This window comes from Desulforudis sp. DRI-14, assembly GCF_052618305.1.
This window is the reverse complement of the sequence record NZ_JBQXEZ010000003.1, coordinates 120,703-145,175: the sequence shown is the minus strand read 5'-3', so window position 1 is coordinate 145,175 and position 24,473 is coordinate 120,703. Positions and strand designations below refer to the sequence as shown.

The window sequence follows — 24,473 nt, the reverse complement described above, 5'->3', positions numbered from 1 at the left end:
TTTAATTGGGATCAGGCTTGGGGCTGAACAGGTCTGCAAGCAGGGACCGCAACCGGGCGACCTTTTCTTCGATTTCCCGCTGGGCAGGAAGGTCGCGTCTGCTTTTTTCCATGCCCTGGAGTATCTTCTCGTATTTTTGGAGTAATCCTGCCAGGTAGCGCGGCAGCAGCGGGTGCTTGCTCTTCACAAGCAGCGGCCCGACCTCCATCTCCAAGGGCGTGGCGTCCCAGGGTTCGCCGCGCTCGGCCGCGATCACCTGGTAGAGGCGGTTTGACTCTTCGACCAGTTCTTCGTCTACTATCGCCCAGCCGTGGGATGCAAACCACTGCCTGATGGCCGCCTGCTGCTCCATAGGCTGCACAATGATACGGGAGGCTTTTTCAACCACTTCCGGCGACGCGTCAAGGATTTCCCGTATCGTGTTGCCCCCCATCCCCGCGAGGACCAGTACGTCAGCTTCCCCCGGCCGTACAACCGACAAACCGTCACCCAACCGGACATCGACCAGTTGAGTCAGGCCTCTCTCCCTGACTGCCTGCAAAGCAGCCGTGTAGGGTCCGTCCGCCACGTCCACAGCGACGGCCCGGGGGCTTATTCCCTGTTCGACAAGGAAGAGCGGCAACAGAGCGTGGTCAGTGCCGATATCGGCCACCGTCGTGCCCGGCGCAACGTAACGGGCTACCGCAGCCAGACGCTCACCAAGCTTGATCATACAACATCCCTACCATAACGTGTCCATGAACGGATAGGTTCTTTCAAAAAGGAATAAGGCCGCCGATAATATAAACATAATGAACTTAAACCTTGATATCAAACCCGAGATCCACCTCGTCAGCGGGCTTCCCGCCCCGGATACCCCAGTTTTCCAACGGCGGTTCATGCAGCACAATGATGATATCGTTGCCGTCGATACCGGGATTCTTGCCCAGGTTGGCGACGACGGCCTGGAAAAGTCGCTTTTTGGCCTCAGCCGAACGGCCCTTGAACATCACAATTTCGATAATGACAGCGTTTTCACTTTTGGTGGGTGAAATCTCAAAGTGATCGGCGTCCAGCTCGTAAAGCCTCTGGTTGCGGTCATGGTCGGGGATTTTGATGGCCTGTACAAGCGCCTCGTGGACACCGTCGAGCACCGCTTTTTTGTAGGCAGCCGGCTTCCCCGCCCGCATTTCGATTCTCACCAACGGCATTGCACTCCCTCCTTCCTTTAGGCAGTTTAACATTCCAGGGAGAGTTTCAACAGCCGTTCTTTGAAAAAGCAAGCAGTGCTTTAAAAAAGGGAGACCACAACCGAAGCTGTGGTCTTGCTTGTGATTATTGACTCTTCCCCGTCACTTACGCCTCTATGCCGGCGCTCTTAGCCGCGACGGCCTTTCGGTACGCCTCCCCGAAGAGGAAAGCCAGGACACAGCCGGCGTAAAATCCGCCGAAAATGCAGATAAGCCATCCAATGACCGGGATTACATTTAGAAGCATGAGACCGATGAAAAGGACAATGGAGAACAGGTAAGCTCCCAGGTAGCTGCCGAAAGCCGCACCTATGTAAGTAAAGACAGTGCCGAGGCTGAAGGCTCTGCTGAAACCGCCGGTAGCAGCGTAGTGAGCAAGGGCCATCGGCAGTATGAACCAGACCGCCGGCAAACACAGGAGGCCCAGCAGAGACGCTCCGGAAAGGTCGCTGCTCAAAGCGCTGTCAATGCCCCCGCCGATTCCAAGAATAATCGCCGGGATCAGCATGTAGACAAAACTGATGACAAGGACGACCATCCCTTTGACGAATTTATCTCCCCAGTTTTCCCAGGCGGGCATCTCGTGTTTCTCTCGGAACGCGTTCGCCATAACCTCGATAAAATACCCGAGGCACAGGAAATTGACGATCGGGATGAGGTTGAGGACCGCCCCGATGATGACCTTAACAAGATTCCCTTCCACAAGCGGGAGGCTCAAGGCTTTTCCGACGTTCACTTTCTTCCCTTCTTTCGTAAGGCTTTGTACCTTGCCTTTCATCAGGATATTCAGCAGTGCCAAATATTAGCACGGGAAATATGCCTTGTTTACCTAAAACAAAAAACCAAGGTTCGTCACCTTGGTTTCATTAGTCTTATTTTGGTGGGCGATAGTGGGATCGAACCACTGACCCCTTGCTTGTAAGGCAAGTGCTCTCCCTCTGAGCTAATCGCCCATTTGTGATGCGGGAAGTGAGAGGTTGGATGTGGGACCTTTCACGGTAGGAATTCGGCTCCGCCGAATTCCTTCTTCTGCCTCTCACCTCTGACTTCCCACTTCTCACCTCTTTTTTGGTGGGCCCACCAGGATTCGAACCTGGAACCAGCCGGTTATGCATCCCACTACAGCTTTCGCTGCCCCTTTCGGGTTTGTGGTCTGGACTATCCCTTCACCCCTTATAGGGTGCCTGCCGTCTAGTCTCTACACCTTCCTCATAAGAGGCTTGGCTCGGGATTACCATACCTTACGGCTTAGGCTTCCCCGAATTTGGCAGGTTTCACCTGGAGATTACTCTCCAGGCAGCCCTTGACAGCAGGTCATATCAAGATGTCTTGACTTAGACTCGCTGTCTTGAGCCGGATGCTCTGACCGTTGAGCTATGGGCCCCTCAAAAAATTATATGACGGGCACCCCCCGCCCGTCAAATCGTTTGCCTACTCAAGATAGTCCTTGAGTTTCTTCGAGCGGCTTGGATGCCTCAGCTTGCGTAGCGTCTTGGCCTCAATCTGGCGAATGCGCTCCCGTGTAACTCCGAATTTCTGGCCCACCTCCTCCAGCGTCCGCGTGCGGCCGTCGTCCAGGCCGAAACGCAGGCGCAGGACGCGCTGCTCGCGCTCGGTAAGTGTTTTCAAGACTTCATTGAGTTGTTCGCGCAACAGCGTGAAAGAGGCTTCCTCAGCCGGAGCCTGCGCATCCTGGTCCTCGATGAAGTCACCCAGGTGCGAGTCTTCTTCCTCGCCGATGGGTGTTTCCAAAGAAACTGGCTCCTGGGCGATCTTCATGATCTCCCGGACCTTATCCTCGGAAATGTCCATCTCCCTGGCGATTTCATCGGGAGTAGGCTCCCGTCCAAGTTCCTGCAGGAGCTGCCGCGAGACACGGATCAGCTTGTTGATCGTCTCGACCATGTGCACCGGGATGCGGATGGTCCGGGCCTGGTCGGCGATAGCCCTGGTAATGGCCTGGCGAATCCACCACGTTGCGTAGGTACTGAACTTGTATCCCTTGCGATAGTCGAATTTCTCCACAGCCTTGATCAGGCCGAGGTTTCCTTCCTGAATTAAATCAAGGAACAGCATGCCGCGCCCGACATACCGCTTGGCGATGCTGACGACAAGGCGCAGGTTGGCCTCGATCAGGCGCCGCTTGGCCTCGGCATCACCCTCTTCCATGGCCATGGCCAGTTTGACCTCCTCCGCAGGGGTCAACAGGGGGATGCGGCCAATTTCCTTGAGGTACATCCTTACCGGATCATCTATATCAACGCCGTCGGGAACAACGAAATCTGCTTCTTCTTCTATATCCTCATCAGCCTTGACCTCGTCCAGACCTTCCAGGTCAGACACCTCAGGGACCACCTCGATTCCCATCCCCGGGAGCTTTTCGTAAAATTCCTCAATCTGTTCTGGAGACAAGTCCGCTTTTTGCAGGCCGTCCATGATCTCCCCGTAAGTAAGGACGCCACGCTCCCTGCCTTTTTCAATCAGTGCCTGCATCGCGCTAGATAACTCCTCCTGCATTTTCGCTCCCTCCTTTCAAGGATGATGTACAGAGTTGATTAATAGCGATTTTAAGGCGGGCTGCCTGCTCATGGTCCCCAGCCTGCTCCGCAGCGGCCAGGTCCGCCAGCAAGGCTTGCCTTTTTTCCTTGGCAATTAAGCGTTTGAGCGCAGGAATAAGTTCACTCAGCCCTGGTCTTGCCTCTATTTCCCCGAATCCGCTCATCAGGGCGCTGAACGCAGCCTGGTCAGCTTCATCGAGATAGGTCGCCAGCAGCGCCGGCTTGAATCCCGGCTGTGTTGCATGCCGGACCAGAACATTAAAAATGCGCTGGTAAGATGCGTCGGTAAAAAACTGATCGCCTAGCTCCTGTCTCGCAATTTCAATGCACGCGGGGTTTTCGATTGCCTGGTAAAGCAAGCCTGCTTCGGCCCGTTGTCTGGCCTGAGGTCGTTTAATAATTATATTATGCAAGTTTTTAGCAATTTTATCCGAATCTGGCCAATTTTCTGCGTGCTCTGCCGCGTATTTCGTCAGTTCGGCTTTAACGGTATCCAAAGACAGGCTTAAGGACCGAGCGATTAACCGTATCCCCTCTTCCTTTTCCACCTCACTGGCCAAGCTGTGCAAACTGGGCAGTACCTGGTGCAAGACTGCAAGCTTTTGCACGGTTGTACGCGCCCCGGTTTGGCGGATGGCGTGCTGCAACCTGTATTCGAGCAGCGGCACCGCTTTGTCGACCAGGGCCTGCCATTCCTCGGCACCGTGCGTCTTCAAGAAGTCATCCGGATCCTTGCCGTCCGGAATACTCACCACCCGTACCCGGCACCCCAGATCCTTCAATATGTCCAGTCCCCTGAGCGTCGCCGTTTCCCCGGCAAAGTCGGCATCGTAAGCAATTACGACATCCATCGTACAGCGGGTCAGCAGCTTGGCCTGTTCTCTGGTAAGGGCCGTTCCCAGCGAGGCCACCACGTTTGACTGCCCGAACTGGTGGGCGGCGATGGCGTCCATGTAGCCCTCGACAATCACCGCAAACCCGGCCTCCCGGATCGCCTGGCGCGCGAGGTTTAAGGCGTAGAGTTCCTGTCCCTTGCTGAAAATGGCCGTTTCCGGAGAGTTCAGGTACTTAGGCTGGCTGTCGTCCATCACCCGGCCCCCGAAACCGACGATCTTACCCCGGCTGTTGGCCACCGGAAAGATCACGCGGTTCCGAAAACGGTCGTAGATACGGCCCCGCTCGCCCCGTACGGCCAGCCCGTAGCCGGCAAGCTCCTCGGGGGAATACCCGTGGCGGCCCAGGAATTCGAGCAGGGCATCCCACCGCGGCGGGGCGTAACCCAGTTGGAACTTCCGGAGCGTTTCCACCGAAAGACCCCGTCTAGCCAGGTACTGCCTGGCTCCCTCAGCCACTGCTTCCCGTTCGAGGACGCTCTGGTAGAATTCCGCGGCCAGCGCGTTGGCGCCCCACAACCGTTCGTGCTTGCGGACAGCGGCTGGCTGGTATTCCGGGATCCTGATCCCGACACGCCCGGCCAAGAACCGCACGCTTTCGGGAAAATCCAGGTTTTCCTTAAGCATTATGAACTTGTAGGCGTTTCCTCCCACCCCGCATCCAAAACAATAAAACATCTGTTTATCGGGGGTGACAGAAAAAGAAGGTGTCTTCTCCTGGTGGAAAGGGCACAGCCCCCATAAGCTTCGGCCCTTTTTTTCCAGGCGGACGTACTCTCCGATGAGTTCGGCGATGTCCACCCGGTCAAGGACCTCCGCCACCAGTTCATCCGGGATCAACCCGCGCATAAGACCACCTTCCGAGACCAGGCGGGGAACCTCTCAGTAAGATATTTCGCTGGCACTATAGAATTTCCTGCACCTGCCTTCGACAATTTTTGGGCGCGAAATAAGGTGTTATTTCAAGCAATCCAGTGGACAAGCGCTTTTTCGACTCCCTTGGGGAGCCATACCGCGTGCTTACCTCTCGCCGCCCAGGCGCACAGGGAACGGCTTGGGCACGAACAGCGCCTCGAACATAGCCACGGCGTAGCGGTCGGTCATTCCCGCCACGTAGTCGCACACTACCTGGGCCTCGCCGACCTCATCGACGCGTTTGCGGTATTCCTCCGGGATACGCTCCACGTGCCTGGCGAAGTATTGGTAGAGGCTCTGCACCACGTGCTTGGCTTTTCCCTCCTCGCGTTTGGCGTCCGAGCAGAGATAGACGTTGGCGAAAAGGTAGTTGCGCAGATCGTCCATGGCCTTCTGAATCTCCGGGCTCATCCTGACCACGGGCTGGTCCCAGCTTTGTTCGATCAGGTCCCTGACCATCCTGTCGATACGCTGGCGGTGCACGACTCCCAAAACGGCGATGCATTCCCGGGGCAACTGTTCCAGGGTCAGGAGGCCGCTACGCAGGGCGTCGTCAATGTCGTGATTGATATAAGCAATACGGTCGGCGATGCGGACGATCTGGCCTTCCAGCGTCGCCGGCGGGTCGGGCCCCGTATGGGTCCTGATGCCGTCGCGGACCTCCCAGGTGAGGTTCAGGCCGCCCTGCCCCTCGAGCAAATCGACGACCCGCAGGCTTTGCTCGTTATGATTGAATCCGCCGGGGTGAATCTCGCGCAAGGCGTACTCGCCCGTATGGCCAAAAGGCGTGTGTCCCAGGTCGTGTCCCAGGGCGATGGCCTCCGTCAGGTCTTCGTTGAGGCGCAGGGCCCGGGCTATCGTGCGGGCGATCTGGGCTACCTCCAGCGTGTGGGTCAGGCGCGTGCGGTAGTGATCGCCCTCCGGGATGATGAAAACCTGGGTTTTGTGCTTGAGGCGCCTGAAACTCTTGGAATGGATAATCCGATCCCGGTCGCGCTGGAACGCCGTCCGTATCGTGCACTCTTCCTCCGGGCGCTGGCGCCCCTTCGTAGCAGTGCTGCGCGAGGCATACCTGGAAAGGTGTTGTTCCATCGCTTCGGTCCACCCGCGAAAGTCAGTCATTTTCCCCACCCTTACAACTGATGAGATAATTAAACCCCGGCTGAGATAATTAAACCCCGGCGGAGAGAGGATCCGACCGGGGTTGGCTGTCGTTTATGCCTGAGCGCGGCGTCCCTTGCGCAGGGACTCCGTGGCCCGGGCCACCTCTACCACCCGGCGAACCAGTATGGGCACCCTTTTAAAAACCTCGGTGTCATCCTTGGCCGGCTGCTGGGCGCAGACCCCGAAGTGGCCGGCGTCCGCCGAAACGTGCCCGTCCCCGAGCAGGATCATGCCCTGGACGAGTAGCATGTTGTGCAGGGTCCTCAACGTCCCTTCCTGGCCGCCGAAACGCGCACCGCCCACGGTGACGGCCGCCCCCACGACGTTGACGAGAGCCAACTCGGAGCGGAGCTTGCGGGTCTTATCCCAGAAGGCTTTCAGCTGCGCCGAGACCGTCCCGAAGTAGACCGGGCTGCCCATGATAACGGCGTCCGCCCGCCGGAGCAGGTTGAACATCTCTTCCAAAGCCGTCCCCTGGTAGCATACACCCTTGCACGGCGAGGAACAGTGCGTGCAGAAAGCCGTCCTGGCGGCCCCTACGCCTTCCGACGCCTGCAGGAGAAAGGTGTCCGCGCCGAGGGCTTTTGCCTCGGCCAGCGCCGCCCCGAGAATCTCTGCCGTATTCCCGTTCTTGCGGGGGCTTCCGTTGAGCCCGACGATAAGCATAACCTACACTCCTAAAAAGAAACCAAGGCAAAATCTTGCCCTAAAGCATACGCCGGCTGTTTAAAAAAATTGACACATACTCGAAACTATACCAGAGCAACTCGGAAAAGAACACTGTATACAGGGCCGCGCGGCGTAAGCACGCTGCGCATCAAGTCAACCGAGGCGACCGTAAACGCCGCCGAGCCGTCCATCCCCACCGTTTCGTCCGGCAAGCGCACCTTCCGCCCCTCCCGTACCCGGCCGAGGGTCAGGTGCGGCTTGAAACCTCTTGTTTCCCGGGGAAAACCTGCCGGCACAAGGGCGTCTTCGACCCTGTCCCAGACCCTGCGCAGCGCCTCCAGGTCGCCCCCGACCCCAACCCAAATCACACGGGGAGGCCTGCCGAAAGTGCCTGTCCCCTGCAGCAACAGCTCAAAAGGCTCCAGGCCGGCTAAGCTTTCCCGGACCTTAAGGGTGATATCGGGTACCAGGACATCCTGCACCTCTCCCAGAAATTTCACGGTCAGATGCAGGTTTTCCTGCTCTACCCATTTGACCCCCGGGCAAAATCTCGCCAGTTCTTTCTGGAGGCCGCCCAACCGGCTCTTGAGTGTCTCCGGCAGGTTGACGGCCCAAAACAGCCGCATCGTCTCGCCCAAAAGTATAACCTCCTAACAAGCCGAGGGGAGAAGAAACGCGCCCCGTAGGCGCGCCAACCGACTCAATGTCCAGTGCTTCAATGTGCTATGGTTCGAGCCTGTGCCGTTCGCCCTTCCAGAAAATCTCGAGCACCTTGCTGGCCGTTTCCTCAACAGCCTTGTTGGTGACGTCAATCACCGAGCACCCGGCACGCTGGAAGATTTGCTTGGCGTAGTCCAGCTCGCGCAGAATGCGCTCAGTGTTGGCATAATCGGCCTCAGCGGGCAGTCCCAGTGTTTTCAGGCGTTCCTGGCGTATCTGCAGCAGTTGTTCGGGTTTGACGGTAAGCCCGACCAGCCGGTGCGGGGGCAGTTTAAAGATTTCTTCCGGCGGAGCAACCTCGGGGACAAGCGGAACGTTGGCCGCCTTGATCCGCTTGTGGGCAAGGTACATGCAAAGAGGGGTCTTGCCGGTGCGCGAAACTCCCAGGATCACCAGGTCGGCCTGGCTGATGCCCCGCGGATCCTTGCCGTCGTCATACTTAACGGCGAACTCGATGGCCTCGACACGCCGGAAGTACTCCTCATCGACCTTGCGCATCAAGCCCGGTTCCAGCTTGGGCATATCGTGGGAAACTTTAGCCAGCGCTTCGACAACCGGGCTCATGATATCGACAGCCGGAAGGTTATAGCGCGCCGCTTCCCGTATCAGTATATCGCGGAGCTCCGGGATGATCAGGGTAAAGACGATCACGCTGGGAAAGCCGCTGGCTTCCTCGAGAATTTCAGGGATCTCCTCCGGATGGGTGACATAAGGCACGCGTCTGATCTCCACATGCCCGCCGTTGAACTGGCTGGCCGCAGCCCTGGCCACCAATTCGGCTGTCTCCCCTACCGAATCGGAGACGATATAGATGATCGGGCGGATATCGCTAGTAACCTTGAACGCCTCCTTACCGGGAAACCCTAATTTCTGTCGACATTCCTGTATTTAATCGCCTTCGCCAAGTTCAACAAACAGGCGGGCGATATTGGTCTTGGAAAGGCGGCCCACTACCTCATACCGTACGGCCCCTCCGGGCCCCTGAACCGGCTTGACGACAGGAAGGGCGTCGACTTCGTGGCTTACCAGCCTCTTGGCCGCCTGCCAGACCGTTTCGTCCGGGTCAGCCATCGCCACGTTCGGCATCCGCGTCATCACCACGCCGATCGGGAGCTTATGAAGGTCCTGACCGCCGACGCAGACTTTAAGCAGGTCCTTGCGTGAAACGACACCCTGGAGGTGACCCTGTTCGTTCACAACAAAGAGGGTACCGACGTCCTCCAAGAACATCGTGATGATCGCCGAATGGGTTGACGTGTCGTCACGAACGACAACGGGAACCGATTTTATATCCCCTACCTTGACCCTGCGCAGGCGCTGGGCGACGATACGGTTCGGCGACTTGCCGCTGAAGTAGTAACCGACCCGGGGGCGGGCCTCGAGGAGACCGGCCATGGTTAGGATCGCCAGGTCAGGGCGTAGCGTGGCCCTGGTAAGCTTGAGCTGTTCGGCAATCTGCTCGCTGGTTATCGGGCCTTGGGCCTTGACGATTTCAAGGATTAATTCCTGGCGCTTGGTGAGGTCCAAATGCCACCACCTCCCCCGGAAGCTATAGTGTTATACTATTTGCTCCGTGCAGGCCAATACTGCTGTAATATACTATCCCAGGGGAGCCTTTCCCTGCCCGAAACCGGACATTTTATCATATCACTGGGTGAGTACCAGTCACTGGGTGAGTACCAGCCTGGACAGGTCCGCCACAGGCCGGACCAGTCCGGCAATGCCGTTCAGCAGAGCCAATCTGTTCCGGCGTACCGCCTCGTCCTCTACCATGACCAGAACGGCGTCAAAGAAGTTGTCCACGGGGTGACGCAGCGCGGCAAGGGCACGCAGGCCGTTAAGGTAGTGTCCCCGGGCAAACAAGGGCAGGACTTCCTCCCGAACCCGCAGGTAGGCCTCGAACAGCTGCCTCTCAGCCGGATCAACGAAAAGGGTGGGGTCTACATCCGACTCTGTCGCGTGTTTGGCCAGGTTGCCCGCTCGTGTAAGGGCCGTATGCACGTCGTCAAAAACCCGCCCGTCCTCGCGCAGAAGCGCCACGGCCTGAACCCTAAGCCAGGCGTCGAGGACATCGTCAAAGGGTACGGCCAGGACCGCATCGAGAACATCGTAAGCAAACCCCTTTTCTGTGAAGATGCCGCGGAGCCGCTGTTTGACGAAGTCATTAAGCGCCTCGGTCATCTCCCCTACCGCAACCTTCAAGCGCTCGCCGTAAAGCGCGTAAGCCCTGGCAAAAAGACTGTTCAAGGATAAGCGGCGGCCCTGTTCGAGAAGGATGTGGCACATACCCAGAGCCTGGCGTCGTAAGGCGTAGGGGTCTTGGGACCCGCTGGGCTGAATACCCCGTCCGAAGCAGCCCGCCAGGTTGTCGGCCCGTTCGGCCAGGCTGAGCACGGTGCCCGCCGGGGTAGACGGGAGGTCGTCGCCGGCGAAACGCGGCAGGTAATGCTCGTAGATCGCCTCGGCCACGATAGGATCCTCTCCCGAACGCAGGGCGTACTCGCGACCCATAATCCCCTGGAGTTCCGGAAACTCGTAGACCATGCTGCTAACCAGGTCGGCCTTGCACAAAAGCGCCGCGCGCAAGGCAAAATCACGGTCGGCCGCCGGGAGATCAAGGGCCTCCGACAAATACCCGGTCAATGCCTTGAGCCGTTGGGCCTTGTCGTAAACCGAACCCAGCTCCTCCTGAAAAACGATCTTCTTCAAGCCTTCAACTTTGTCGGCCAGCGGGATCGCCAGGTCTTCGCGGAAGAAAAACTCGGCGTCGGCCAGACGGGCCCGCAAGACCTTTTCATTTCCCGCTCTTACAGTGTCAAGATATTCAGGTCTGCCGTTGTGCACGCCAACAAATTTGTTCATCAGCTTCCCGTCGGTACCGTAAACCGGGAAGTAGCGCTGGTGCTCGCGCATCGGGGTGACCAGCACGGGTTCCGGCAGTTCGAGGTAATTCTCGGGGAAGCTGCCCACAAAGGCGGTGGGGCACTCCAGGAGGTTTGTCACCTCTTCCAGCAGTTCATCGTCTTCGCCCGCCTCTCCCCCGGCAAGCTGCGCCGCGCGCCGGACCTGGTCCCAGACCTCGCGGCGCCGCTCGTCCTGGTTCACGATGACGCCGGCATCGCGCATAACCGGGAAATAATCACCCGCCTGCCCCAGGCGGTGCGGCCCCGGGTTCAGGAAACGGTGACCGAACGTCCGGCGTCCCGCTTCCACACCGGCGAGGCTGAAGGTGATGACTTCGCCGCCGAACAGGGCAACGAGCCACCGGATCGGGCGGGCGAACTTCAGTTCCTCGTCACCCCAGCGCATCGGCTTGGGGAACGAAAGACCAGTGATCAGGCGGGGACAGATCTCGGCCAAAACTTGAGCGGCCGGACGCCCGGTTTCCCGGCGCACGGCAAAGACGTATTCCACCTTGCCGACGGTCCGGGTGACCAGCTGCGAGACTTCAACCCCCTGGCTGCGCGCAAAGCCTTCGGCCGCCCTGGTGGGCCGGCCCTGAATGTCGTAGGCTGCCTTAGCCGGGGGACCCTTGACTTCCATTTCCACGAAAGCCTGTTCCTCGACCAAGTCCCGGACGTAAAGCACTAGCCGCCGCGGTGTCCCGTAGGTGTCCACCGTGCCGTAATCCAGGCGGTATTCCTTGAAAAAGCTTTGCGCCAGGCCGCCCAGTTCTTCGAGGGCGGGGTTGAGAAACCGTGCGGGCAGCTCTTCGAGGCCGATTTCCAGCAAAAAATCGCGCGCCATCGTTACACCTCCATCTTCAGCAGCGGGTAACCCATTTCCTCGCGCTGTTTGACGTAAGCCCGCGCGCAGCCGCGCGCCAGGGCCCGCACCCGGGCGATAAACCCGGTGCGCTCGGTGACGCTGATCGCACCCCGAGCGTCAAGCAGGTTAAAGGTGTGGGAGCATTTGAGGACGTAGTCGTAGGCGGGGAGGACGAACCCCTTCTCCATTACCCGCAGGGCCTCACGCTCGTACATGTCAAAGAGGTCGAAGAGCATGTTGGTGTCGGCGAGCTCGAAGTTGTAGTGGGAGTGCTCGACCTCGCCCTGGTGGTGTACGTCCCCGTAAGTTATCCCGGGGACCCACACGATGTCAAAAACGCTGTCTTTATCCTGGAGATAAAGAGCCAGCCTTTCCAGCCCATAGGTGATTTCCACCGAGACCGGCTTGCAGTCGATGCCCCCGCACTGCTGGAAGTAGGTGAACTGGGTGATTTCCATGCCGTCCAGCCAGACTTCCCAGCCCAGGCCCCACGCGCCCAGCGTAGGGGACTCCCAGTTGTCCTCGACAAACCGGACGTCGTGCTCTTCCGGGATGATGCCGATCGCTCTCAGGCTTTCCAGATAGAGGTCGATAATGTTGTCCGGGGAAGGCTTGACGATAACCTGGTACTGGTAGTAGTGCTGGAGGCGGTTGGGGTTTTCGCCGTAACGGCCGTCGGTCGGCCGGCGGGAAGGCTCCACGTAGGCCACTTTCCACGGTTCCGGCCCCAGCGCGCGCAAAAAGGTGGCGGGGTTCATCGTCCCCGCGCCTTTTTCGACGTCGTACGGCTGCTGGATGAGGCATCCCTGGTCGGACCAGAACCTGTTAAGCATCATGATCAGGTCCTGAAAAGTCATCATACCCGTCACCTCTTTCTGTAAACACTCCTGCCCGGCACAAAGGCAAAGTGAAAACCCCCCGCCCTAACCCTTGCGTTAAGAGACGGGAGGTTTTTTCGGCAATTTTCTATACAAGTACCAGATATAGGTCGTAAAGTCAATACTAAATGGGCGGACGGGTTGCGCGCCGGCCTTTTTCCTCGACGGCATGTGCCGTGGGCTCGCCCTCGTCGATTTCCAGGGTATAGTTCCTGGTCATCGCGGTCAGCAGGCCAACCAGTCCGAGGACGGCCAGCTGGCTGGAGGCCAGGGTGCCTAATACGCCCGCCGCTCCGACGACCGCCGGTATTTCCATAACCGTTTTGTCGCCTTTCTTGACACGCAGCCGGCTCCTGCCGCCGCGCCTGGCCCACTCCTTGATCCGGGCCGTCATCTCGTCCCTGGTCCGGCCGTATTTCTCCTCGGCCTTGATCAGGGCCTTGATAACGTCACCCCCTGCCTCGTCAAGGGCCTCCTTGGCTTCCCGGTAACCGATGCCCAAACGCGCTCGCAGAACGTCTATCTTCTCGAGCTCGGTCATCTTCATCCCCCTCTTTGTTTGTGCTTGGACTTATCATTCCCCTATCTTGCGTAAAAATGCCAGGGAACGGGGCTCGCGCTCCAGTGTAAAACAGAGGTAGGAATGAAGAAGCGCGCCGAGCTCGTCGAGCATGCCGGGTGAAACCTTGAGCGAGCCGAGACGTTCAAGCGGCCATTCTGTCAGCGAGTTCAGCAAGCGAACCGTCCCGGGGCTGCATGGCAGGGCGTCGGGGTCCCGGCTCCGGCAGTTCGAGCACAGCAACCCGCCCAGTTTCAGGCTGAAAGGCCCCGCAGATAAAAGCTTGCCGCAGTGCGCGCAGGCGTCCAGGAGAGGCCGGAACCCGGTCAGGGCCAGCAGTTTGGCCGTGAAGGCCAGCACCAGCGGGCGGCGTTCTTTTGCGGGAAGCAGCCGCAGGTAGAGCAGGAGCAGGTCGTAGACGCCGTGGTTGGGCTGTCCTTCGGGGCAGAGCAGTTCCACCAGTTCGCAGGCGCTGGCGGCGTAGGACAATAAAGCCAGGTCGGCATGCAACCCTGGAAAAACCGCCACTTCTTCAGCCTGGCGCACGACATCCATCTCCTGGCCGGCGTCCAGGAGCAGACTCGCTACGGTGAACGGCTGCACGGCACCCCTTTTCTTGCTCTGGGGTTTAGCCGCTCCGTAGGCGACGGCTTTTATCTTACCGCGCTCGTACGTGAAAAGCATGAGCAGCCTGTCCGCCTCGCGCATCACCCTGCTGCGCAGGACGATCCCCCGAATCCGGTAAGACTTCACGGACGTGTACAACCTTTCTTTTATCAAGGTAACTTTCTTTTATCAAGGTAAACGGTTAGAATTAGAAACACAGGGCAGTCAGGACATGGCATCCACGGCCCTGCGGAAATACTCGTAACGGGGAGCGTTTCGCTTGCGCATTATCGTGGCCGTATCCGGGGCCTCCGGAGCCGTATACGGCATCAACATCCTCAAGGAACTCGCGGTCCGGGGCGTCGAGACCCACCTCGTGCTCTCGGCCGCCGCGCGCTATATCATCACCCAGGAAACGGCCTGGACCGTCGACCGGGTGACCGCCCTGGCAAGCAGGACGTACGAGGAAAACGACTTCACGGCCCCCATCGCCAGCGGCTCGTTTCAATGCCGGGCCATGGTTGTCGCCCCATGCAGCATGAAGACGCTGGCGGGCATTGCTTCGGGGTACGCTGAGAACCTGATCCTGCGCGCCGCCGATGTCACCATCAAGGAGCAAAGGCGGCTGATCCTCGTTACCCGGGAAACGCCCCTTTCCCCCATCCACCTCGAAAACATGCTTAAGCTGGCAAGGCTGGGCGCGGTCATTATGCCGCCGGTGCCCGCCTTCTATGCCCGCCCCGCGACGATCGACGACATCGTGCGCCAGACGACGGGGCGTGTCTTTGATTTACTGGGGATAGAAAACAGTCTTGCGCACCGCTGGGGCGAAGATAGAAGTTAGATGTTAAATGCTATACTCGCTTTTGGACGATCCTGGACCGAAAATAGCCGTTAGCAGTTAGCGTTGGAACAGAAGAGATTCGGCTTGCCGAATCTCTTCTTCTTTTTTATTTTATATAGTATTATTTCACTTCTAACGGCTAACAGCTAATATCTAACATCCAACATCTAACTTCTAACATCTATAAGACCCGACGCGCGCCGAGGTATCGCGGACCGTACCAGGAGTCGGACAACGAGGTGTAAGTGATGCCCTTGCTTGAGGAAGCGTGGATGAACTGCCCGTCGCCGGTATAGATCCCCACGTGGCTGGCGCCCTTGGAGTACGTGGTGAAAAAGACCAGGTCTCCCGGCTGCAGTTCATCGCCGCTCACGGGGACCCCCTGCTTGAACTGTTCGTATGAGCTGTGGGAAAGGCTGACACCAAACTGCTTGAACACGTACGACGTAAACCCCGAGCAATCAAAACCGTCAGGTCCTTGTGAACCCCATACGTAAGGTTTGCCGAGCTGGGCGTGGGCGATTTCCAGGATGTCGCGGGCGGCATCGCTGTCCGAACGGCTGACGGGCGCCGGGGGCAGGGTCGACAGGTTTTTCGGCCTGGCCGCCAGGCTTTGCGAACCTGCGGCGCGTGGAATGGACAGTCTCTGTCCGATATGAAGGCGGTCACTGGCCAGCTTGTTGGCCGACATAATCGCCGAGACGCTGGTGTCGTATTTCTGGGCAATCTGCCAGAGGGTGTCACCGGCGGCAACAACGTGGACGGCCGACCCGGAACGGCTCGGGGATGCGGCGCCCGTACCGGGGATGACCAGTACCTGGCCGATGCTGAGCAACTCGCCCTGCAGGCCGTTTACGGCCTTAAGCTGGCTGACGCTGACGCCATACTTGTTGCTGATTCCCCAAAGGGTATCGCCGGCCTTGACGGTATACTTGGCGGCGGCCAAGGCGGGAGCCCCGCTTCCGAAGGCAAGCCCCGCCACCCACAGGGCTCCGGAGCAGAATAGGATGGCAGCCGAACGAAGGACACGCTGCCGTAAATTGCGGCGGGACGGTCGGTTTCGCGGTATTGTCAACATTCTCACCTTCTTCCAGCGCAATGGTACTCGTATTCGTCAGCGCCTACCAGCAATCCTCTTTCTTAACCAAAATTATGCAAAAAAATAAAACCTCGTTCCCAGCCGCTCGGGAACGGGGTTCTATGCTGTAAGTCTTAAGTCCTAGGAGCAGAAAGGATTCGCTCCGTAAATCCCATCAAGTACCGACTACTGACTACCGACTACTGTTAGACATACACTCTCGGAACGCGCGCGGTAACGGCGCACACGACTTCATAGGTGATCGTGCCGACCTTTTCGGCCAGTTCCTCGACAGGCAGAACGGCATCCCCCTGCCGGCCGTACACGACAACCTCGTCGCCCACCTGGACGCCGGGGATGTGCCCAACGTCGGCGATGATCTGGTCCATGCAGACCCTCCCCACAACCGGCGCCCTTCGGCCGCGGATCAGGACCTCCCCCTGGTTCGAAAGCAGTCGCGTGTAGCCGTCGGCGTAGCCGACCGGGATCGTCGCCAGCGTCGTCGGCGCAGGAGTCACGTACGTGCAGCCGTAGCTGACGAATGTTCCGGCCGGGACGTTTTTCACCATCCCCACGCGGCTCTTCAAGCTCATCGCCGGCCGGAGATCGACCCTCGTTCTGTCGACATGCTTTGAAGGGTAGAGGCCGTAAAGCATGAGCCCGACCCGCACCAGGTTCATGTGGCTCTCCGGAAGGTCGATGGTCGCTGCGCTGTTAGCTACGTGCAGATAAGGGATGTCGATCCCGTCCTGTCCCAGGTGACAGGTCAGCTCGACAAAAGCGTCAAGCTGCTGCCTGGTGTAAGTCTTGTCGGCCGCATCGGCAGCGGCGAAATGGGTAAACAAGCCGTCGACTTCGATGTTGGGCAGTTCCGCGATCTCCAGGATCCTCGCATAGATGTCGCGCTCCGGGAGAAAGCCCAGGCGTCCCATGCCGGTGTCCACCTTCAGGTGGACTTTGGCGGTCTGTCCCCTTTCCCCCGCAGCCTCGGACAACATCCTGGCCAGTTCGAGATCGTAAATGGTCTGCGTGATGTTGTAGTCCAAGAGGTAAAGGTACTGCTCGGGAGGCGTGTATCCCAGGACCAGGATCGGCAGGGCAAGGCCCGCCCGGCGCAATTCCACCCCTTCGCTCGCACGCGCCACCCCCAGCCAGTCGGCCCCTTTAGCGGCGAAAACCCGGGCCGCGGGAACCAGGCCGTGGCCGTATGCGTTGGCCTTGACTACGGCCATGATCTCAGTCTGCGGACCGACAAGCCGCCGGACTTCGGAAAGGTTGTGTTCCAGCGCAGAGACGCTGATCTCAGCCCAGGTTGGTTCGGCCGACATGGCGCTACACCTCCGTTGACTCGGACTCAAGTCTTTTCAATATCTCGGGCAGCATGCGGACGGTGTCCCCGGCGATCAGTCCCCGCTGTCCTTTATCCCTGCAAGCCGCGTCACCGGCCGCCCCGTGCGCGAAAGCGCCAGCGGCGGCGGCGTGCAGGGGGTCAAGACCCTGGGCGATCAGCCCGGCGATAACCCCGGTCAGCACGTCGCCGCTTCCCCCCGTAGCCATGCCGGGGTTCCCGCTCGGGTTGACGAACGTCCCGGCCGCCCCCGCAACAATGGTGCGCGCCCCTTTCAATACGGTCACGCAATCCCAGTCGCGGGCGGTTTGCTCGGCAACGGCCAGCCGCTCGGACTGCACCTTTTGGGCCGAAATTCCCAGCAGGCGGGCCATTTCCCCGGGATGCGGCGTAACGACAAGGGGGCCCCGGGCGTATTTGAGCCCTGGCGCCGTACCCGCAAAAGCGTTCAGTCCATCGGCGTCGACAACGCAGGGAACAGCGCTGCCGAGTACCACTTCCCGTGCCAGTTCCTGTGTCTCCGGATGGGTTGAAAGTCCCGGGCCGAGAGCCATCACGCTGCACCGCGCCGCCCGCTCGAGCAGATGATCCCTGGCGGCAAGGGCCAGTGTACCGTCCGGGGTCTCGGGAAGGGGCAGCGTCATCGCCTCGACGAGACGAGAGGCGATAACAGGCTGCTGGCTCTCAGGAAGGGCGACGGTCACCAGACCGGCTCCGGCGCGCAGCGCCGCCTCGGCGGCCAGGGAGGCCGCGCCGGTCATCCCGCGCGACCCGGCGACGATGAGGACGTGGCCGAAATCCCCCTTGTGGGCGTCGGCTGAACGGGGAGTGAGCCACCGGCCGACCAGGCGCGGGGTAAGCAGGAAACGCGTTCCCCCGTCGGCCAGGAGATCGGGCGGCAGTGAAATTCCTTCCACCTGCACCTCGCCCGCGAACGAAGCACCGGGATCGAGGACCAAGCCCAGTTTCGGCAGGCCGAAGGTTACCGTCTTGGCGGCCCTTACGCACAGGCCGTTGGTCTTCCCGGTGTCAGCCTCGACGCCCGAGGGGACGTCCACCGCCAGCACCGGTTTGCCGCTCTCGTTAATCAGTTCGATAATGCGCCGGACTTTGTCCTTCAAGGCTCCGCGAAAACCGGTGCCGTAAATGGCGTCGATGACCAGGTCGGCCTGCATTAAGCCCAGCTGCAAGACTTGCATCCCGTTGCGGTCCTGCAAGTCGTAAACCTTCTGCCCCAGGCGGAGCCAGATATCCAAATTGGTGCGGGCCTCACCGATTACCGCTTCGGAGTCGGCGGTCATCAGCACCTTGACCTTTGCCCCGGCCAGGTGCAGATGGCGCGCGGCGACGAAGCCGTCCCCGCCGTTATTGCCTCTCCCGGCAACAACCAGCACAACCTTGCCTTGCGGGGTCCCGAGCATGTCCAGGGCCACGCGGCAAACGGCGATGCCGGCGTTCTCCATCAGGATCAGGCTGGGGATGCCGTAATCCTGGCCGGCCCTGTGGTCGATGCTCCGCATTTCGGCGGCCGTAACTACCCGCAATACAAAACCCTCCTAATCCCTCACCGCCACGGCGAAGGCGACGGCATAGTGATCCTCGTGCGTAAGGGAAAGCAAAACGCGCCCGATCCCCCGGTCAAGCGCGATACCGGCGGCCCGCCCTAACAGGCGCACCTGCGGGCCGCCTCCGGGGTCCGCGGCGATCTCCACGTCCCGCCAGCCGCAGCCCGCAAGTCCCGTCCCGAGCGCCTTGAACACCGCCTCCTTGCCGGCAAAACGCGCGGCAAAACATTGCTCCGGAGTCCTGCGCGCCAGGCAATAATCCCTCTCGGCAGGAGTGAAAACGCGCAGGAGAAAACGGCCGCCCGAACGATTTATCGCTGAGGCGATGCGGGAGACGGAAACAATGTCGGTTCCAACGCCGTAAATCAACATTTCCTCTCTTCGTTCTTGCGAATTCCTTCTGAGACCGCTAAAAACGGGCATTTAAAAGCCGAGTATTTGCCTGAGCTTTTTAGCCTGCGTCCTGCTGAGCGGCACTTCCGACCTCTCTTTGTCCTCGACAACCAGCGTGTACGTCCCGTTGAAGAACGGGATGATCTCCTTAACCTTCCGCAGGTTGACGAGACAGCAGCGGTGGGTCCTGAAAAAGACGGACGGGTCCAGCCGCGCTTCCAGCTCTTTCAGGGTGAAATTAGTCGACAGCTTGTCGTCGTAGGTCTTTAAATACACCGTATCCGTTTCGGTAAAAGCGTAAACGATCTCCTTGGTGTTGACAAGGATGGTCTTACCGTTGACCTCGGCCGGGATGCGGTCGATCCTGTACTGGCCCAGATCCCTCTCCCGCCGCTCGGGAACCTCGGATAAGTGGCCGTCCTGGGTTGCCCTCATCACCTTGTCGATGGCCATGCGCAGGCGTTTGTCCTCGATGGGTTTTAAGATGTAGTCGATGGCGTTGACTTCAAAGGCCTTAACGGCATGCTCGTCATAGGCCGTTACGAAAATGACGAAGGGCGGTTTCGGGAGCTCCTGGATGGCCGCTCCCAGTTCGAGGCCGTCCATGCCGGGCATCGAAATGTCCAGGAACAGGACGGAGTAATCAAGCGCCTTAATCAACGCCAGCGCCTCGTGGGCATTGGCCGCCTCGCCCACGATCTCGATACTGTCGAACTTGCTCAGCGCGTAACGCAGCTCCTGGCGCGCCGGGTACTCGTCGTCGACAATCAATGCCTTAAGCTTCACCTGACAGCCCTCCTCTTTCAGCAACCGAGTTCTTGCACAGCGGCACCCGGAAACCGATGGTGGTTCCCTTGCCCACCTCGCTTTGGATGGACAGGCCGTATTCTTCGCCGAACAAACTTTTGAGGCGCTCGTTAACGTTGGAGAGCCCGACCCCGCTCCCGGAACCGAAGCCCGGCTCGAAAACCCTGGACATGATGTCCGGCGGGATGCCCACGCCGTCATCGGAAACCTCGATCGCGATCTCGTCGCCCTGCCGCTTCACGGTAACACGGACGGTCCCGCTCCCTATCTTGGGAGCGATACCGTGCTTGACAGCGTTCTCGACCAGCGGCTGCAGGGTCAGGACGGGGACCATGTATTCGCACAAACCCCGGTCGATGTCCCGGTGGAACCGCAGTTTCTCCCTGAAGCGGGCCTTTTCAAGAATGAGATAGTTGTTCACGCACTCCAGTTCTTCGGCCAGGGTGCTGAAATGCCCCGTCCGCTTCAAGGCGTAGCGAAAGAAGGTCGCCAGGCGGATCAGTAGGCGGCGGGCCATCTCCGGGTTGGTGCGGATGAACATCGTAATGGTGTTCAGCGTATTGAAAAGAAAATGCGGATTGATCTGCGCCCGCAGGGCGTCCAGTTCGGCCCTGGTGGCCAGCTGCGAGCGACGGTCCAGTTCGGCCAGTTCCATCTGGATGCCCAGCAGCTGAGCGATGCCGACCGCAAACTTCACAAGCACCTGCGGGATGGGCCCCTTCTCGGTGCGGTAAAGCTTGATGGTACCGACGACCTCGTCCCGCATCTTAAGGGGCACGATAATCGCTCCCTCAAGCGGGCAGACGCAGTCCGTGACCGGACACTGCAGGTCTTCCTTCTTTTCGGCGATTTTGAGCTGGCCGGTCCGGATGACCTCCTTGGTGGCATAGGTCACAATGTCCTTGCCGGGAGGGTGCTTGTCACAGCCGGGACCGAGGAAAGCTAATACACGGTTGCGGTCGGTAATCGCTACCGCAGCCACGTCACCGATTTTCTGGATGATTTCGGCCGTTTTTTTGGCCGTTTCCTCGTTAAGCCCCCGGCGCATGTAAGGAAGCGTCTCACTGGCAATCTGAAGAGTCGTTTCAATTGGTTTTTCATCGGGCCTGACCGTGATGACCTGGGGTTGCCCCTTCCTGGGCACGAGCAGGCAGCCTGCCGCAATGTTGGCAGCAGCTAGAACAGTGGCCACCTTCCAAAGTGAAGGATCATAAATGAGAAGTCCGCCCGTAATCACGGCCTGGGCTGCAAGGAAACGGACCCCGATCGCCTGTATCATCAGCCCCCGCTCTCCCTTAAAGGCATGTAGTTGTCTCTATCACAACTATACTACACATCAAAACTATACTACACGCCTGCTACAGGGTAAATGGGATACTCTGGATTAAGGCCCACGTGATACGAAGGGAATAGTTTTCAACATCATCGCTCTAAAACTCAAAACCAAAAAGAACAAAATGAACAAAAAGAATAAAATGATTAGAACTAGCCAAAACCCTTAATCTTAAAAAGGGAAATGAACCGGTCTAGTGAATCCAAAAACGGAGCCAATCAGGCTTGTTTGGTCTTGGGTACTGATTGTGGAAATAATTGCAGAACACTGCATAAATATAAGCAAAGTCCTCCATTTAGCCTTTTTTGGCGGCTAAGTCTCTTTTTTCATCTACCGGGATTAACTATTCAGTTATATAATTGTTCTAGCTATTTAACAAAGGTTTGCCAGACTGCCGTCATAGGGGGTGTTAGCGTAGAGCAGCGTATTTACGCTTTCTGAACGGACCCCACTGCTAAATTACAGGAGGTATTTCGAGAGTGCCCAAACAGTTGCGATTCTTACTGATCGTCCTGGTTGTAGTGCTGGCGGGACTCCTTGCGGCCGGCTGCGGCGGCGGCAAGGACGGCAAGGACGCCGGCAAACAGGCTGCTGAACAGTACATCCGCTATAATCTTGGCGCTGAACCCGAAACCCTCGACCCGGCCAGGTCCACCGGTCTTCCCGAAGGCACGCTGATTACGCACCTGCTGGAAGGCCTCACCCGTTACGACGCCAATAACGTCCCGCAGCCGGCCATCGCCGAAAGCTGGGACATTTCCCCCGACCAGTTGACTTACACCTTCCACCTGCGTGATGCCAAATGGTCCAACGGCGAACCCGTAACGGCCGAGGACTTCAAGTATGCATGGCTGCGCGCCCTGAACCCGGAGACGGCGGCGGATTATGCCTACCAGCTGTTCTACATCAAGGGCGCCGCAGAATACAACAGCGGCGAGGGCAAAGCCGAGGACGTCGCCATCAAGGTCGTCGATCCCAAGACCCTTGAAGTCACCCTGAAGGCCCCGGCTCCGCAGTTCCTGGGTCTGACCGCCTTCCCGACCCTCTTCCCTATCAACGCCAAGATGGACAAAGAGAACCCCGAGTGGTACAAGTCGCCGGAGACCTACATCTGCAACGGCCCGTTCAAGATGGTCAGTTGGGAGCATAACCAAAAGATCACCACAGTTAAGAACGAGAACTACTGGGACGCCGCCAATGTTAAGCTTCAAAAACTCGACTTCCTGCTCGTCGAGTCCTATGACACCGCCTACAATATGTATAGGACCGGCGAAGTTGACATTTTAGTGGAAGACATTCCGACCCAGGAGATCCCGCAGCTGAAGGCCAGCGGCGAGCTGAAGATCTTCCCCGACTGCGCCCTCTACTTCTATCGCTTTAATGTAGAAAAGAAGCCGCTCAACGATGTGCGCGTGCGCAAGGCCCTGGCGATGGCCATCGACCGCCAGGCCATCGTAGAGAACGTGACCCAGGCCGGCCAGAAGCCTGCCTTCGGCTTCGTCCCGTACGGCATCGCCGACGCCGACGGCAAGGACTTCCAGGAAAACAGCGGCAACGCCTTCTTCAAGGAAGACGTGGCCGAGGCCAAGAAACTCCTCGCCGAGGCCGGTTTCCCGGAAGGCAAGGGCTTCCCGAAGCTGAAGCTCCTCTACAACACCAATGAAGCCCACCAGAAGATCGCCCAGGCCATCCAGCAGATGTGGAAGCAGAACCTCGGCATCGACATCGAGCTGGTCAACCAGGAGTGGCAGGTCTACCTGGACAGCATGGACCACCAGAACTTCGACATCTGCCGCTCCGGCTGGAGCCCGGACTACCTCGATCCGATGACCTTCATCGACATGTTCGTGACCGAGCCTCCGGAGAACAACAACGACACCAACTGGAGCAACAAGAAGTACGACGAGTTGGTCAAGAAGGCCAACGCCACCGGAGACCAGAAGGAAAGAATGGCCGCCATGCATGAGGCCGAGAAGATCCTGATGGACGAGATGCCGATTATGCCGATCTACTACTACACCAAGCCGTGCTTAATCAAGGACAACATTAAGGGCGTCATCGTCCCGCCGTTCGCCGTCTACGCGGACTTCAAGTACGCCTACGTTGAATAGTTAGGTAAGATATCCCGGTGTGCGGGGGCATAACCCCCCGCACACCGCTTTTCTTTATTCGCTGCTGCAACCGATGGCTGAATACTCTCGCAAGGGGGGATATGCTTGCTGCGCTTCCTCGTACGCAGGCTAGGCACCATGCTCCTCGCGCTGTGGCTGGTAGCTACGGTGACATTCATCATGATGCACTCGGTGCCCGGCGGTCCTTTCGCCTCGGAAAAACAGGTCCCGCCTGCTGTTCTCAAGAACCTGAACGCCCGCTATCACCTCGATGACCCGTTGTGGAAACAGTATGCCGACTACCTTATCAACCTGGCCCAGGGCGATTTCGGCCCTTCCTTCAAGCTCGACCGCACCGTGAACGAGATCATTGCCGAGGCCTTCCCGGTTTCCGCCACCTTAGGGTTCGTGGCCGTTACTTTCGCCGTTATCGTCGGTCTTTTCCTGGGCGTTGTTTCGGCCCTACGGCAAAACCGGTGGCCCGATTACATAGCCATGGCCCTGGCGACCTTCAACTTTTCGGTTCCCAGTTTTATTTTGAGCGGTCTTTTAATGTACGTCTTTGCCTTCAAGCTGCGGCTGCTCCCCCCGGCTATGTGGGGCTCCTGGCAGCAGGTTGTCCTCCCGGCCCTGGCCCTCTCGGCCCTGCCCACCGCCTTTATCGCCCGTCTGATGCGCTCCAGCATGCTGGAGGTCCTGCAGCAGGACTACATCAAAACGGCTCGCGCCAAGGGCCTTTCCGAGCGGGTGATCGTCATGCGCCACGCCGTACGTAACGCTATCATGCCCGTTGTCACCTATCTAGGTCCGCTGATCGCCGCCGTCCTAACCGGCAGCTTTGTCATAGAACACATCTTCGCCATCCCCGGACTGGGCAAGTACTTTGTCAACAGCGTCCTCGGGCGCGATTACACGATGATCATGGGGACAACCATTTTCTACAGCGCCTTCCTGATGCTGATGAACCTGATCGTGGACCTGGTTTACACCCTTATCGATCCAAGAATCAAGCTGGCCGATGTAAAGGAGGTCTAG

The 24,473-nt window shown here is 58.8% G+C and carries 23 protein-coding genes and 1 tRNA gene; 3 read left to right on the top strand and 21 right to left on the bottom strand.

What is annotated here, in order from left to right; translation table 11 throughout:
* Position 1: 1 nt before the first annotated feature.
* The 15 genes from ACUM6F_RS03790 to recO all read right to left on the bottom strand — a co-directional run bounded on the left by ACUM6F_RS03790 (position 2) and on the right by recO (position 14,106).
* On the bottom strand, positions 2-712 hold the full coding sequence (locus tag ACUM6F_RS03790) for a tRNA (adenine(22)-N(1))-methyltransferase (RefSeq protein ID WP_445348421.1): 711 nt from the start codon (positions 710-712) through the stop codon (positions 2-4).
* 85 nt (positions 713-797) lie between these two features.
* The gene (locus ACUM6F_RS03785; protein WP_445348420.1) at positions 798-1,190 is read right to left on the bottom strand and encodes a tautomerase family protein; all 393 of its coding nucleotides are present in this window, start codon (positions 1,188-1,190) and stop codon (positions 798-800) included.
* Positions 1,191-1,335: 145 nt separating this feature from the next.
* Positions 1,336-1,965 carry a DUF4013 domain-containing protein gene (locus tag ACUM6F_RS03780; protein WP_445348419.1) on the bottom strand — a complete coding sequence of 210 codons (630 nt, stop codon included), beginning with the start codon at positions 1,963-1,965 and terminating at the stop codon, positions 1,336-1,338.
* Positions 1,966-2,107: 142 nt separating this feature from the next.
* Positions 2,108-2,182 (bottom strand) — tRNA-Val (locus tag ACUM6F_RS03775).
* A gap of 478 nt (positions 2,183-2,660) precedes the next feature.
* On the bottom strand, positions 2,661-3,746 hold the full coding sequence (gene rpoD, locus ACUM6F_RS03770; protein WP_425620026.1) for an RNA polymerase sigma factor RpoD: 1,086 nt from the start codon (positions 3,744-3,746) through the stop codon (positions 2,661-2,663).
* Complete coding sequence (gene dnaG / locus ACUM6F_RS03765; protein ID WP_425620027.1) at positions 3,727-5,529, bottom strand: DNA primase; 1,803 nt, start codon at positions 5,527-5,529, stop codon at positions 3,727-3,729. The genes rpoD and dnaG overlap by 20 nt, the downstream gene beginning before the upstream one ends.
* Before the next feature lie 171 nt (positions 5,530-5,700).
* On the bottom strand, positions 5,701-6,717 hold the full coding sequence (locus ACUM6F_RS03760) for a deoxyguanosinetriphosphate triphosphohydrolase (protein ID WP_445348418.1): 1,017 nt from the start codon (positions 6,715-6,717) through the stop codon (positions 5,701-5,703).
* A gap of 93 nt (positions 6,718-6,810) precedes the next feature.
* The gene (locus tag ACUM6F_RS03755) at positions 6,811-7,425 is read right to left on the bottom strand and encodes a flavodoxin family protein (protein WP_445348417.1); all 615 of its coding nucleotides are present in this window, start codon (positions 7,423-7,425) and stop codon (positions 6,811-6,813) included.
* An 86-nt stretch (positions 7,426-7,511) separates the two neighbouring features.
* Positions 7,512-8,066: an RNA 2',3'-cyclic phosphodiesterase gene (gene thpR, locus ACUM6F_RS03750; RefSeq protein WP_445348416.1), complete on the bottom strand. Its 555-nt coding sequence runs from the start codon at positions 8,064-8,066 to the stop codon at positions 7,512-7,514.
* Positions 8,067-8,151: 85 nt separating this feature from the next.
* Complete coding sequence (locus ACUM6F_RS03745) at positions 8,152-8,964, bottom strand: pyruvate, water dikinase regulatory protein (RefSeq protein ID WP_445348436.1); 813 nt, start codon at positions 8,962-8,964, stop codon at positions 8,152-8,154.
* 72 nt (positions 8,965-9,036) lie between these two features.
* Complete coding sequence (locus ACUM6F_RS03740; RefSeq protein ID WP_445348415.1) at positions 9,037-9,675, bottom strand: transcriptional regulator CcpN; 639 nt, start codon at positions 9,673-9,675, stop codon at positions 9,037-9,039.
* A 138-nt stretch (positions 9,676-9,813) separates the two neighbouring features.
* Complete coding sequence (glyS, locus tag ACUM6F_RS03735) at positions 9,814-11,895, bottom strand: glycine--tRNA ligase subunit beta (protein ID WP_445348414.1); 2,082 nt, start codon at positions 11,893-11,895, stop codon at positions 9,814-9,816.
* Between the two features lie 2 nt (positions 11,896-11,897).
* Positions 11,898-12,776: a glycine--tRNA ligase subunit alpha gene (gene glyQ, locus ACUM6F_RS03730; protein ID WP_426377359.1), complete on the bottom strand. Its 879-nt coding sequence runs from the start codon at positions 12,774-12,776 to the stop codon at positions 11,898-11,900.
* Between the two features lie 142 nt (positions 12,777-12,918).
* Positions 12,919-13,335, bottom strand: coding sequence for a DUF4342 domain-containing protein (locus ACUM6F_RS03725; protein ID WP_445348413.1), 417 nt, complete (start codon positions 13,333-13,335; stop codon positions 12,919-12,921).
* A gap of 33 nt (positions 13,336-13,368) precedes the next feature.
* Entirely contained in the window at positions 13,369-14,106 is a 738-nt protein-coding gene (gene recO, locus ACUM6F_RS03720; protein WP_445348412.1) for a DNA repair protein RecO, read from the bottom strand.
* Positions 14,107-14,239: 133 nt separating this feature from the next.
* Here recO and ACUM6F_RS03715 point away from each other — a divergent pair, with 133 nt between their 5' ends.
* Positions 14,240-14,803, top strand: a complete 564-nt coding sequence (locus ACUM6F_RS03715; RefSeq protein WP_445348411.1) for a UbiX family flavin prenyltransferase — start codon at positions 14,240-14,242, stop codon at positions 14,801-14,803.
* 181 nt (positions 14,804-14,984) lie between these two features.
* Here the strand turns inward: ACUM6F_RS03715 and ACUM6F_RS03710 are convergent, their stop codons facing one another.
* From ACUM6F_RS03710 to ACUM6F_RS03685, 6 genes are all read right to left on the bottom strand, one after another.
* Positions 14,985-15,785, bottom strand: coding sequence for a LysM peptidoglycan-binding domain-containing protein (locus ACUM6F_RS03710; RefSeq protein ID WP_445348410.1), 801 nt, complete (start codon positions 15,783-15,785; stop codon positions 14,985-14,987).
* 302 nt (positions 15,786-16,087) lie between these two features.
* On the bottom strand, positions 16,088-17,209 hold the full coding sequence (alr, locus tag ACUM6F_RS03705) for an alanine racemase (RefSeq protein ID WP_445348409.1): 1,122 nt from the start codon (positions 17,207-17,209) through the stop codon (positions 16,088-16,090).
* 4 nt (positions 17,210-17,213) lie between these two features.
* Positions 17,214-18,773 carry an NAD(P)H-hydrate dehydratase gene (locus ACUM6F_RS03700; protein WP_425620038.1) on the bottom strand — a complete coding sequence of 520 codons (1,560 nt, stop codon included), beginning with the start codon at positions 18,771-18,773 and terminating at the stop codon, positions 17,214-17,216.
* A gap of 12 nt (positions 18,774-18,785) precedes the next feature.
* Complete coding sequence (gene acpS, locus ACUM6F_RS03695) at positions 18,786-19,163, bottom strand: holo-ACP synthase (RefSeq protein WP_426377361.1); 378 nt, start codon at positions 19,161-19,163, stop codon at positions 18,786-18,788.
* Positions 19,164-19,217: 54 nt separating this feature from the next.
* Positions 19,218-19,973 (bottom strand): LytR/AlgR family response regulator transcription factor, encoded by a 756-nt coding sequence (locus ACUM6F_RS03690; protein ID WP_425620040.1) that lies wholly within the window; start codon positions 19,971-19,973, stop codon positions 19,218-19,220.
* A complete protein-coding gene (locus ACUM6F_RS03685) occupies positions 19,963-21,273 on the bottom strand; it encodes a histidine kinase (RefSeq protein WP_445348408.1) in 1,311 nt (436 codons plus the stop codon). The genes ACUM6F_RS03690 and ACUM6F_RS03685 overlap by 11 nt, the downstream gene beginning before the upstream one ends.
* Positions 21,274-21,806: 533 nt before the next feature.
* Between ACUM6F_RS03685 and ACUM6F_RS03680 the strand changes: the two genes are divergently transcribed.
* Complete coding sequence (locus ACUM6F_RS03680) at positions 21,807-23,438, top strand: peptide ABC transporter substrate-binding protein (protein ID WP_445348407.1); 1,632 nt, start codon at positions 21,807-21,809, stop codon at positions 23,436-23,438.
* 105 nt (positions 23,439-23,543) lie between these two features.
* On the top strand, positions 23,544-24,473 hold the full coding sequence (locus tag ACUM6F_RS03675) for an ABC transporter permease (protein WP_425620043.1): 930 nt from the start codon (positions 23,544-23,546) through the stop codon (positions 24,471-24,473).